The organism is Mucilaginibacter sp. P2_A5, assembly GCF_056404995.1.
In genome coordinates, this window is sequence record NZ_JBFUCY010000034.1 from 45,980 (window position 1) to 59,464 (window position 13,485).

Below are 13,485 nucleotides of genomic sequence, written 5' to 3' on the forward strand. Positions count from 1 at the left end.
GAGTGAGGAGAAACTATCTCTTGAGCGTAGCGAAAAATCTTGAACGCCCTGCATTCCATCAAGCTGATCAGGATGCAATGCGTCTAAGATTTCTCGCTCGTACCTCGTTTCGAAATGACATTTTTTATTTTAAAAGATTCAGGTACATCGGAGCCTTAAAAGAGGAAAAAATGAATCGATGAATAATTGGTTTTCATTACCGTTCGGCTTTAGCCAACAGTAATGAAATAGATCAGGTGGCTTTATCAAAATTTATTCTACGAAGCACTATACTTGAAAATCCAACAAAAAAACTTCCCCATTTACAAACTTGAAGTATCTTAGGCATATGGAACCTGGTGCGATAAACACCATCTTTCAATACTACATCTATAAAAACAAATTTCTTTAAAAGATGGTCAGCAAAAAGATATTTGCCATTATTCTGGTTGCTTTAATTTTATCTGCCGGTGTTCAGGCACAGCTTTATAAAAATTCAAAAGCGCCGGTTGCGCAACGCGTGGCCGATTTGTTAAAACGGATGACCCTGGAAGAAAAAGTTGGTCAGATGAGCATGTCGTCGCTAAGCGAAGCAAGTAAAAGCAAGATTGCTTTTGGTGTATTGGAAAGCCCTTTTACCAATGTTTATGATATTGCCAAACAATCAATTGCCGCCAAAAAATACTCGCGCGAGCATACCCGGCTTGGCATCCCACCTATACAAATTGGCGAATGCCTGCATGGGCAATTGTCGGCCGGTGCTACTACATTCCCGCAAGCGATAGCGCAGGGAAGCACCTGGAACCCGGCGCTGATTGAGCAGATGGGGGCTACCATTGCTTACGAGGCATCCACATCGGGCGTTGATGAAGCCCTTTCGCCACTTTTTGATTTGATCAGGGATGCACGTTATGGCCGGGTAGAGGAATGCTTTGCCGAAGATCCATACCTGGTTGGCCAGTTAGGTTCGGCCTTTGTACGTGGTATGCAGGGCGATCCGGCTAAAACAAGAACAAGCTTTGCTTTTGATAAAGTAATGTGTACCGCAAAACATTTTGCAGCTTATAGCAAGCCAATTGCCGGTATTAACCTTGCCCCATCCGAACTTGGCGAGCGTGAGCTGCGATCAATGTTTTTGCCACCGTTTAAAGCAGCGGTACAAGAGGCCAATATAGCGGCTATTATGCAATCATATAACGAGATTGACGGCATCCCGGCCCACAGTAACGAGTTTTTGTTAAAACAGATTTTGCGTAAGGAATGGGATTTTAAAGGTTATGTTTTTTCGGATTACGGCGGCTTAAGTCAACTGTATAATTTCCATAAAGTCGCCAAAACTGCCTCAGATGCGGCACTGTTGGGGATCAAAGCCGGGGTAGACCTGGAAGCATCGCGCCCGGACGTATACAGCCATTTGATTGAATTGGTAAAGGCAGGTAAAGTTAAGGAAGCACAGATAGATACTGCTGTAGCCCGTATCCTGACTATGAAATTTAAGGCAGGCCTTTTTGAAAAACCGCTGCCGGATACAGCACGCATTAAAAGCAGACTGCACACAGAAGAGCATATCAAACTATCGCAGCAAATAGCCGAAGAATCTATCATCCTGTTAAAAAATGAAAAAAGCCTGTTGCCCTTAAATATCAGCAAATTGAAATCGATAGCCGTTATTGGCCCCAATGCCAATAAGGTTCAATATGGCGATTATAGTTTTACCCGCGATAACCTATCGGGTGTAACTGTTTTAGAAGGTATCAAACAATTTGCGGGCAGCAACTTAAAAGTAAATTATGCCAAAGGCTGCGAGTTATCTGGGCTGGACAAAAGTGGATTTGACGAAGCTGTAAAAACCGCCAATGAAAGCGACGCGGTAGTTGTTGTATTGGGTACGACCAGTGTAGTATGGTCGGGTGTGGGATGGAACGGGCAGGCGCCGGGTAATGAGCCTAAAGACCCGTTTACCTGTGGCGAGGGATATGATGTAACTGATATTAACCCGCAAGGCGTTCAGCGTGAGTTGTTGCAGGCTGTATATAAAACCGGCAAGCCGGTAATATTGGTGTTGGTGCACGGCCGCCCCTGGAGTATCAGTTGGGAAAAGGAAAATATCCCGGCTATTTTAGAAGCCTGGTACCCCGGCGAAAAAGGCGGAACTGCCATTGCCAATATTCTTTTCGGAAAAATAAACCCATCGGGCAGGTTAAACATGAGCGTGCCCCAATCAACAGGGCATATTCCGGTATTTTATAATTATGTTAATTCGGCTAAAGGCATCAACCGCCAGCACGGAACTATCGAAAAACCGGGACAGGATTATGTGTATTCGTCAACCGATCCTTTATTTGCTTTCGGGTATGGCTTAAGTTATACCACTTTTCAATACGAAAACTTAAAGGTATCTCAACCGGTATTTAACAAAAATGAACAGGTAACCGTTTCTGTAGATGTTAAAAATACGGGAAGTGTTGCCGGTAAAGAGGTTGTACAGCTATACCTTGGCAATAAAATTAACTCGGTAAGCACACCTGTAATGAGCTTAACACGATTTAGCAAAATAACCCTTGGCCCGGGTGAGGTAAAAACGGTGAGTTTTACCATCAGCTATAAGGATTTAGCAATTTGGAACAGACAAATGAAACTGGTTACTGAGCCGGGTACTTTTGATGTTATGATTGCAAAGGCTGCCGATAATGTGGTGCTAAAAAAGCAGCTGGAATATAGATAGGCTTAATTGCCGGTTGTTGATTGGTACAAAAAGCTATAAGTGTTTAAACTGAAATGAGGTATAGTAAACACCTATCGCCTTAACCAGGCAGGGAAATCGCTTTTAAAAGTTGATCCTGAAGAAAGGTAGCTCCTAAGGAGCAAAAAAGGTTGGGCTATTTGTCTTTCTACAAACAGGTAGCCTCTACGAGGCAGCTTAAAAGTGTATTATTTTGTAAAGGTCAACCGTTTGTAGCAGAAAAAGTTTAAAAGCGATTTACCTGCTTAACCAGTTAGATTACCATGAAATATTAAAACTTAAGTTTAATATTTCATGGTAAAATTTAATCATTCGATAGACAAAATTATACCTACACTATCTTCATCTCTTCCGCATTCCACTTAATTACCTTGTTTTCAAAATAGCTATCGTTGCAAGCCAGGCAAGGCGCCGCGGCCCTGAAGCCAAATACAGCGTCTTCTACAACCGGTTTACCTGTACGTATTGAATCAAAGAAGTTGGCAAAGTGATCGTTTGATGCATTATACCCTTCCGGGGCGCGGTAACTCTCGCCCGGGAGAGTAGGCTGCTGCTGGTCGGCCTGCGAGAAGCGTTTGTTATAATCGTCCATTAATGCTTTTTGCTGAGCATCGGTAAAGGTTGATAACGAATCCCAGCCTCCTATACCCGTAGCTACCGGCATTTTGTTTTTGCGGATAGAAAAGCTATCATCGCCCATCAGGTCCATCACGCCTTCCGAACCTACTATTTTGGTTGTGCTGTGATCGCCCTCGCCGCTGATGAAGTTTACCCGTAGCGTTACCTGGAACGCGGGATGTTCTTTCGTTTCGCCGTAATGGATCACTGCGCTCATTACATCGGGCACGTTGCGGCCATCTTTCCAGTACGCAAGGTCGCCGATGGAATAGATCCTTTCGGGGCCTTTGGAGCCAGTTATAAAGTGTATGCCGCTTAGCAGGTGAACAAAAAGGTCGCCTGCAACCCCGGTACCATACTCGCGGTAATTACGCCACCTGAAAAAGCGCTTGCTGTCATAATTATATTTCGATTTGGCGTTTGATTGAAACCTTGCCCAATCTACAGTTTGTGGCGATGCATCAAAGGGAATAGTGTATTGCCAGGCCCCAAGCGCGCTTTGCCTGTTAAAAGATGCCTCGATAGAGTTGATTTTACCAATGGCACCAGCTTCATATAACTCCTTTGCTTTTTTATAGGCAATGCTGCTTACCCGCTGGCTGCCGACCTGGAAAACCATTTTTGTTTCCTGCTGGGCCTTTATCTCGGCCAGGCCCTGGCTTATCTGGTGTACCATGGGTTTTTCGCTATACACGGCTTTGCCGCTGCGCATGGCATCAATGGCTATCTGGCTGTGCCAGTTATCGCTGGTGGCAATAATAACAGCGTCTATATCCTTACGGGCCAGTATTTCGCGATGATCGCCGGTGGTGAACAGGGTAGATCCGTAAAGTTCTTTAGCCCTGTCAAGGCGGCCTTTGTAAAGGTCGCAGCAGCCTACCAACTCCACGCCCGGCACGGTTAAGGCAGCCTTGGTATCGGCAAAACCCATAATGCCCATACCAACGGTGGCAATCCTGATCTTATCGTTGGGGCTGATGCGCTTTTCGGCATTCAGAATGCGGGTTTCATGTTCTTCTTTGGCGGCCAGGCTGTTAAGCGTAGCCGAAGTAAGCAAAACGGAAGCACCAAGGTGCTTAATGAATTTTCTGCGGTCGGTTGACATGGTGGTAAATAAAGTTTAATAATGTTGGTACAAACCGCAAGGGGTGGTTACATAGGTTTGCGAGAGGCAATTTAGCAAACCAAAACTAAAATGCAACCAAAATTTATTAATACTTAAATTACAGGAATCAATCGCGCTTGGTGTTTTTAACACGCTATTAAGTTAAGGCGAAAACAAAGGTATAGTAATATCAAATAATCAATTTTGAATGTCCAATGCCGAAGCTTTCCCTTCATTATTCGATATTGGACGTTCAGTGTTCGATATTTAATCTTTCTTAACTTAATGGCATTTGACTTTTACCTCAGCCCTTTCTCTTTCAAAAATTTTACTAATAAGGCAGGATGATCTGTCTGCAGTCCTTTTAAGCCTTTATCCAGCGCCTTGTTCCAGTCGTTCGGCCCTTCGCCTGCGCTTTGGATATCGGGCCAGGCTGGGATGTTGTATTTGGCTGCAAGGGCTACCATCTCATTGGTATATTGGTTGTATGAGCCATCCAGGATATCGGGCTGATATTTATTGATAAAACTTTCCATTGCCGCCACGGTTTTAACACTATCGGGCATGCTCAGCATCAGGGGCATTTTTGGGGCGGCCTTGCGCCAGCCGGTAAACTGGGCAGCACTGTTAATGTATACCAGCACTTGTTTTTCCATGCCATATTTTTTTATCATTTGATAGGCTTGTTCCGGGTCGGCAGCTTTAAAATCAAGGTAAATATTGATCTTGTTTTTGCAGGCTATGAGAATTTGCTTAAAGGTAGGTATGCGGTATACGGTTTTATCTGTGGTATCCTTGCTTTTTACTTTTAGCTGTTCCAGTTCATCAAGGGTAAAATCTTTAACGTTGCCTTTGCCATCGGTCATGCGGTTGATGGTGCCGTCGTGCATGCTCACCAGCTCGCCGTCTTTAGTTGTGCGCAGGTCAATCTCTACATAATCAGCCTCGTTTTTGATGGCTTCCTCATAGGCTGTTAAAGTGTTTTCGGGATAGATGACATGATCTCCGCGGTGGGCCGCTACTATAAATTGATGTTTTGATTTTGGGGCCGTGTTAGGCGTAAACGAAGTTAGGCCTGCTATGAAGGCTATAATGGTGATAGACGAAAAATTCATAATTATTGATTTAGTAAAATAGCAAAGCCCGGTTTTAAATCGGACTTTGTGGCTAATAAAGGTTAGTTAACTATTGTGCCCGATGTTTTTTTACCTTTTTGCTTGTAATGATCGTTGCGCTCCCGGTCCTCATCATCCATATCAACACCTTTTTTAATTTTGCGCCAGTTGATGTTTTTGCTGTAACGCGCCATCGCCTTTTTTGTATCAAATATGCGTGTATCGCTTGGTACAAAAGTATATGGGGTATAGTCGGGCTTATCGGTAAAAAAATCCTGTAATAACGATGCTGTAACATCGTACTGGTTTACATAAGGCACATTCAGCACGTTATAAATGGTTTTTAATATCGACCCAAAATTGGCATGGGTGTGACTAACATAGCCTTTTTTAACATATGGACCAGCCAGCATCAGGATAGAGCGGTGGGCATCCACATGATCGACGCCGCCTTGCGGATCATCCTCGGTAATAATCACCAGCATGTTTTTCCAGTATTTGGTGTGCGACAAAAAATCGAGCATGCGGCCAACAGCCAGGTCGTTATCGGCCATGTAAGATTGCCGGTAGGGGTAACCATCCTTTGGCCTTACATCTGCTCCGTGGTCATTAGGTACCTGCATGGTAATTAATGAAGGCATTTTCTTTTTACCGGTAATCCACATTTTAGTAAACTCGCTTTTAAACTGCTCTACACGGAATTGATCAGGAATGTTGGTGTTAAAGCCGGCGTAGTTATGGCTGGTGCGTGTGTATAGCGCTTTTTGCATCGGCACCATAACAATATGAGCTGCACCGGTGTTGGTATCTTCCCATTCTTCGCGCACGTGCGCGGTTTCATTGGCCTCGCCAAAATTGTAAAACGCTACATGCCTGCGTTCAAGGGCTTCCCAAAGGCCGCCAGTTTCGGCATAATCTTCCGGGTCCATACTGCCTGTTGAGCCAGGAAAGCGGCGGCCAGGTGCATTTGAAAACAGCTTGGCGGTTTTACTAACGTTGGAGTTGGCTTCTACCCATTCGTTGGGGATAACGCCCATCATCCAGTGGTGGCCATGGATAGATGCGTCGCTGTCGCAATAATAGTTATCCGAGAATGCGAACTGCGTGGCAACCTTAATATGATTTGGCGATACATTAAGGTTAGAGAACTGCATCCGGGTAGCATCGGGCAAAGTATACTCGCAATTTACACCAAAGCGGGCCAGGGTACTATCGCCTTTGGCGTTTTTCATTTGCCCCAAAACTTCATCATAAGTGCGGTTTTCTTTGGTAATGTAAACAATGTATTTGATGGGGGTGGGCGATGTTCCCGGTAGTACCGGTAATGGGTTGCTGGTAGCAACATCAACCGTTTTACTTATAAAAGTATTGCTGATTACTTGTTGAGTGTACGCAGCCAGTTGCGCGTTATCCGGCATGGTAACTTTTTGAAAGGTGCCTAACTGAATATCGCCGATGTAGGTACCTTGTGGCGGGGCAACAAAGCCATGGCCGCCGTTGGGCCCGGCGCCGTAACCACGGCACGATGTAATATAAAGTTCTTTTTCATCGGCCGATAACTTTACCCTTGATGTTCCCCAGCCCGTAGGGATAAGGCCTTTGGTGGTTTGGGTTGGGATATCAATTACTGCAACAGCGTTAAAACCTAAAAGCGCTACGTACAGCGTTTTTTCATCTTTACTTAAGCTGATGCCAAAAGGTAATAGTCCGCGGAATTTATCAATACGGGCGTCAACTTTAATTGGGATATCGCCCAGCAGCTTATGGTTTTTGTAATCGATAATGGTGATATTATCATTTGTGGCATTGGTAACATAGGCATATTGGCTGCCAACGGCTATTGAATTTGGGCTTGCACCGCCGGTTACTTCGGCATCTTCCAGCATCTGGCCAACCTGGTGGCCGGTTTTAAATTTATTGATCACCCGGTTGGTGGCCAGATCGATAGTGAAAACGCTCATGGCTTCGGGAGAGGAGGGACTACCAACGCCGGGAATCTTTCGGCCTTCAACAACGGTGCCCTCGCGCGATTCTTTGGTGTTATCGCCATAAGGATGACGTGAGATCATGATCGAATCGGCATTTTTAGGGGTGGCACCTGTTATCAGGGGGTAGGAATACATACCCACGTTGGCCACAAAGGCTGTTTTTTTATCAGGGCTTAAAGCCAGGCCAAAGGGTTGGCGGCCTACATTGATGGATGCGGTTATTTTCTTTGTAGCCAGGTCAATCCGCACCATGCGAAAGTTTCCCCTATCCAGCACCAATAATTCGTTTTTACCGGCATTAAACAATAGGTCGGATGTAAAGCTATCGTCGTATTCTTTATGGCCGGTTTTGCCATTTAGCGACAGCGAATCGGTTTTTATAAACTTTTCGGCATCGTAAACAATCACAGCGCCGTTATCGCCGCCGCTCAGGTAAAGTGTTTTTGAATCGGGCGAAAATGCTACACCCAAAAATGAACCGTTAGATAAAGGGGAAGCTATCTTTTTGTCGTATGATGGTACCCTTAAGCTGCCCATGGTGGCGATATCAATAAGGGTAATAACACCATTATGCAGCGTTACCGCCTTTTTGCCATCGGGCGATACGGATAAACCAAAAGGATCATGCGTAATGCGAATGGTTTGGCCGGCCGGTGTTATTAACCTGCCGCTGGGCAAAACCGAAGCTCCGGCGGTATCTATTTTACAATATTGATCAAAGCCCGGCACCTGTAAAATGTTCACCTGTTTTTGGGCAAAGGCGGCTGGCATAAGCCCAATGCCGATAGCGAATGCTAAAAGAAACTTGTTTTTCACTGGCATAGATAAATTGTTTTTAACCAAACAAAGGCCCCCGTTTATGAGGGCCTTTGTAAAGTTCAAGTTAATGATTTTTATTTAAGTATGTACATGATGCCATTAATATCGTCATTACCACCATATTGGCTGGCCAATGCTTTATTATAATTAACAGCATTTGAAGTACGCTCTGATCCCGGATACTGGAAACGTGATGCTATACGACCGCTATTGCCTGTACCTGGGCCGGTTGTAAATGTCGGCACGCCGGTACGGCGGTAAGTAAAGTACGACTCCAAACCTGAGTGACGGAATAACGCCAGGTACTTTTGTGTTAATATTTTGGTAAGACCAGCTGCATCCGCAGTATACTTAACACCTGATTGTGCATAGTAGGTAGCCCAATCAACGTTAATAGTGTAATTATCATAATTAGCAGGAATTTTAGTGCTTGTAGAGCCAGGGCGGTAAAACGAGGCTGTAAAAGTACCTGTACCTGTTGGGATACCGTAATATGCAAAAGATGCCTGGATGCCTTTGATGTAATAATCTTCGGCGTTACCTGTTACCCAGCCACGGTTAATACCTTCGGCAATGTTAAACATTAGTTCTGGATAACCAATCTGGATGCTTGGCTCACCGGTGTAGGTTGAGTAATAGCGTTTCCTGTTCAGGAACGAATATTTCTGTAAACCTGCGTTGTTATACATCACACCTAAATCCAACCCTGGATCGGCGCCGATAAATGATGAAAATGCAGTAGGACTTTCATGCAGGTTATCAACATTATAACGGGCCGGTTCGGCCGTTACAAAAACACGTGGGTCTTTTAAACCGGTTAGCAAACCAATATAAGTAGCCGAAGTGTTTTGCCTTGAACCGTTTTGACCAAAGTTATCAGGAGTTTGCGGATAGTAATTGGTTGGGTCAAGAAAAGTATATTGCATGTTATCGGCAGCGCTGGTCATGATGGGGTATTTAGTTGGGTTGCCAACAACTGTAGCAAACTGGCTTGCAACATCAATATCGCCGGCCTTTTTACTTAGTTGTACCAATAATCTTATCCGGAACGAATTCACCACTTTTTGCCATGCGGCTAAGTTGTTGCCCAGGTAAATATCACCTGCAATAGTAGTATTGCCCGATGCAATCAGGGCGTTCATATCAGTATTTGCGCTTTCAAGCCAAGCTAATGATTGCGTCATGACCGTTTTCTGCGTGTCATAAACAGGAGTAAGATTTGTTGTACCCTGTAAAGCCTGGGTCATTGGGATATCTCCTTCTTCCATACTCATTTTGCTGAAAAGGTAAGCCCTGAAAAATTTACCCAAAGCGCTGTATGGGTTAACTGCCGGTGCCCCTGCCTTAACAGCCTGGTCTTCCATAGACACTACGTTTTTTAATGTAGTGTAATAGTTATCGCCACTTCCGAAATCATAACGATTGTTACCGTAATAATCGTAGTTATAAATATAGTACTGGGCATAAATTTCTTTTGAGCCATCCGGAAATTCAGCAATGTTATTTAATATACCGTTTAAAAGAAGCGAAGCAGGCACGGCGTTTGGCACATTTTGGTTAACCGTTAAATCCTGAAAACTCTTTTTACAGCTGGTCACTGTCAGTATCATGAATACCGGCAGCAAGTAAATTTTAAATATCTTTTTCATATTCATCTGCAGTTTAGAATGATAAATTTAAGTTGAAGCCGTAGCTGCGTACAGTTGGCGATTGCAATGAAGTTTGTGAAGCAGTACCATTGTATTGGTCAAGATCCACATCTTTAAAGCGTTTATCTTTATAGAAGTACAACAAGTTACGACCATATATTGAAGCAGAAATCTTCTGGATAAAGCTCTTTTGCAGCCATGCTTTAGGGAAATCGTAGCTGAAGGTTACCTCGCGTAATTTGGTAAAGGTTTTACTCATCAGATTTGACTCATCAACACCATAATATTTGCTCGCATAATCCTGAACTAAAGCAGTTTGCTTGTTGCCCGAGAATTGTAACGCGCTGTAGTTTAATATAGCGCCGGTTTTTGAATCCAGGTTAATTGGAACCGGTTTGCCATCAGCACCCTTGTTTGATACATAAACACCTTCGCCTACATAGCTGCCATTGTAGCCAGCTTTACCAAAGTTTTGCCAGTCTTTATAACGTGCATCGCCAAGCGCACCAGTAGCCGTTTCAATGTTAGCACCGCCACGCATGGTTTTGTTATGCATGTAATCGATGATAACACCACCAACAGAACCGTCAAACTGGAAACCCATGCTTAAGCTTTTGTAACGAATCTTGTTAGCAATACTCCATGCGTATTTGGCATTTGCATTACCTAATGCCTGGTCGCCAACTGATAGCGGTTTACCGGCTGCGTCATTGATGATCTGGCCTTGTGTAGTTCGTAAAAACTTGCTGCCGCGTACTATATCTGTACGATCGCCTACGCCGTAGTGACCTAAGTACGTCCCATTTTGTCCCGGAGGCAATTCTTTGTAAACCTCTTTGTTATTTGCAACGTTTACTAAAACATTCCAGGTGAACCCGCCCAGATTTTTAATAGGTGTACCTTCTAACGATCCCTCATAACCTGTCCTTTTAGTTTTTAAGGCATTCAAAAATAAAATGCTGTAACCTGACGCGGTAGAGATGGCACTTTTAAAGATTCGCGGTCCATCAATGTACTGGAATGTGCTGGCGCTTAAACCTAACCGGTTTTGTAAAAATTTAATGTCGAAACCTTCTTCGTAGTTTACACGGGTAGATGTTTTGATACCGTTGGCATACAAATAGTCGGTTGCATAACCGGCTGTTTGACTGTTGTAGGGTTTACCTGTTTGATATGATGTATTTAATGAAAAATCGGGGCCGTTATAAGGGGAGCTATAGGTAGATCCGTAACCCAGCGGGTTTAAGAATAACGGATTCGTGTTGGGACTATTGCTAACGGTTGAACCTCCATAAGCAGTTATGGAGTTAAAAGGGGCAGGGCCAATTGTCGAGCTTGAAGCATCCGCTTTTACGTTGGCATATGAAGCACGTAATTTCAGAAATGAAACCACCTCTGGCAGCTTAATGTAATCAGAAACTACAGTTGCTACCGATACACTTGGATAGGTATAAGTGGTTGGCACCTGGAACGCGCTGGTATGATCACTACGATAGGTTGCAGATAAAGTAGCGTATTTACCAAAAGATGCATCTATCGAAGCATAGTAGCTGAATGTGCGTGATGACGACTGGAAGCTGGTTGCCTGGATCGCATTTTTTGAGTTGCTGAAAGCATAAACCTCGGGCACGTTCAAATAATCTGTGGATACCCAGCTTGAATTGTAGGTCAGGTTACGCAGGTTCGAACCTACTAAACCAGATAGGTTTAAGAAGTTCTTAATTGTGTAGTTGTAATTTAGGATCAACTCGGTATTGTTATCAAACAAATCACGACGGTCTTCGCGGTAATCACCCTGGTTACCTTCACGGCCATAAGGGTGGGCGCTAAACGGCAGATCTTCTGTACGCAGAATGTTGTAAGTATCAATCTGTGAGCGTAACCTTAAGTTTAGGTTGCCATTGAATTTGTAAGTAGCACCTAAGTAGCCGTACGTGTCATTTTTATAATGACCACGGGTCCATTTCTGAGTTAACAAATATGGGTTATGGTAACGCTGATACTCGGCAAACTGTGATTGAACGCCGGTTTTACCTGGTTGCCAGATAGCTTTGATATCAGGAGCGTTAACATCCCAGTCGGCACCTGTCCAAACAGAGATGTTATAAATGATACTGTTCGGACCGTACTGAACATCAGGGAAGTTATCGGTTGATTGCCTGTTGAAATCAATATTACCTTCAAACGTCAATTTAGGAGTTGGGGTGAAGGAGGCATACAAGTTGGCATTTGCTATATCCAAATACTGCGACGGGATATAGCTGGTTTGATGTTGCTGTGAAACCGAAAAACGGGTTACATAAGTATCACCAACTACCCCTAAGGCAACGTTGTTATTGGTTTGGGTTCCAATTTGTAAAAAGTTTTTCAGGTTATCTTTGCCTCTTGCTACCCATGGAGTACCCTGGCGAACGCCGTTAACAATAGGGCTATCGTATTGAGGGATAAGCTGCCCGTTGAAGTAAGGACCCCAAACATCATAGTCGCCATCCACACCACCTGGTGCACCACCTTTACCATCAACAAAGGTATAAAAGGTGTTTTCACCCGGACCGAAAGTGTTTTGGGTACGTGGGAATGCTAAAAAGCCTGAGTTTAAAACTGTACTGCTGTTAACATCAACAGTTAAGCCTTTTTTGGTTTTATCACCTTTTTTAGTGGTGATTAAAATAGCGCCATATTGGGCACGGCTACCATAAAGGGCGGCAGCGGCAGGGCCTTTTAATACGGTGTAAGTTTCAATATCATCAGGGCTGATGTTATAAGTATCTGTGTTGATAGGGAAACCGTCAACAACATATAATGATACCTGGTTACCACGGATCAATACATTTGGGTTACCCAATAGCTCGGCAGACGGGCCTACTGATACACCGGCAACTTTACCTATTAAACCGGCAATAGGGTTAGGGTCGCGTGCCGTAGTTAAAGCATCGCCCTGAACGGTTTGTGTGGCGTAACCTACGCGCCTGGTTTCTTTTTTTACACCAAGGGCGGTAACAACTACTTCGTTCAAAGTTTTGGAATCGCCTGTAAGGCTTACATTTATAATCAGTTTATCGGCAACTACTACAGATTGTGTAGTGTAACCGATGAATGAAAAGGATAATGTTTGCCCTGGGCTTGCTGTAATAATGTAACGGCCCTCAATATCGGTAACCGTTCCTTTGTTCTGTTCTTTAATACGTACACTTACGCCGGGTACTGGTAAGTGGTTCTCGTCGGTAACTGTACCGCTTATCTTGCTTTGGGCTAATAATATAGATGGCGCAATACAAAATAACAAAACCGTAATAACGGTTTTTAATCTCTGGTAAAACTTATTCATCTGCTAAAATTTAAGGGTGAAACATTTGCTTTTTTCATACAGCAATGCTAAACTTTGTTTATTATTAGTAAACCAATTTAGTATTAAGCTATACTTAAGCTTTCGTTTACCCTGTGTTAAGCAGATGGTTTTTGTAACGGA

6 protein-coding genes are annotated in these 13,485 nt (G+C 43.8%); 1 reads left to right on the top strand and 5 read right to left on the bottom strand.

The window, feature by feature from the left end:
• Window positions 1-394 precede the first annotated feature (394 nt).
• A complete protein-coding gene (locus AC1DXF_RS24270) occupies window positions 395-2,704 on the top strand; it encodes a glycoside hydrolase family 3 N-terminal domain-containing protein (RefSeq protein WP_477451292.1) in 2,310 nt (769 codons plus the stop codon).
• 349 nt (window positions 2,705-3,053) lie between these two features.
• Here AC1DXF_RS24270 and AC1DXF_RS24275 read toward each other — a convergent pair whose 3' ends face one another.
• From AC1DXF_RS24275 to AC1DXF_RS24295, 5 genes are all read right to left on the bottom strand, one after another.
• Window positions 3,054-4,445 (bottom strand): Gfo/Idh/MocA family protein, encoded by a 1,392-nt coding sequence (locus AC1DXF_RS24275; RefSeq protein ID WP_477451293.1) that lies wholly within the window; start codon window positions 4,443-4,445, stop codon window positions 3,054-3,056.
• A gap of 299 nt (window positions 4,446-4,744) precedes the next feature.
• Window positions 4,745-5,560: a glycerophosphodiester phosphodiesterase family protein gene (locus AC1DXF_RS24280; protein WP_477451294.1), complete on the bottom strand. Its 816-nt coding sequence runs from the start codon at window positions 5,558-5,560 to the stop codon at window positions 4,745-4,747.
• Window positions 5,561-5,622: 62 nt separating this feature from the next.
• Complete coding sequence (locus AC1DXF_RS24285; protein ID WP_477451295.1) at window positions 5,623-8,370, bottom strand: hypothetical protein; 2,748 nt, start codon at window positions 8,368-8,370, stop codon at window positions 5,623-5,625.
• Window positions 8,371-8,441: 71 nt separating this feature from the next.
• Entirely contained in the window at window positions 8,442-10,016 is a 1,575-nt protein-coding gene (locus AC1DXF_RS24290; protein ID WP_477451296.1) for a SusD/RagB family nutrient-binding outer membrane lipoprotein, read from the bottom strand.
• A 13-nt stretch (window positions 10,017-10,029) separates the two neighbouring features.
• Entirely contained in the window at window positions 10,030-13,344 is a 3,315-nt protein-coding gene (locus tag AC1DXF_RS24295; protein WP_477451297.1) for a carboxypeptidase-like regulatory domain-containing protein, read from the bottom strand.
• Window positions 13,345-13,485 lie beyond the last annotated feature (141 nt).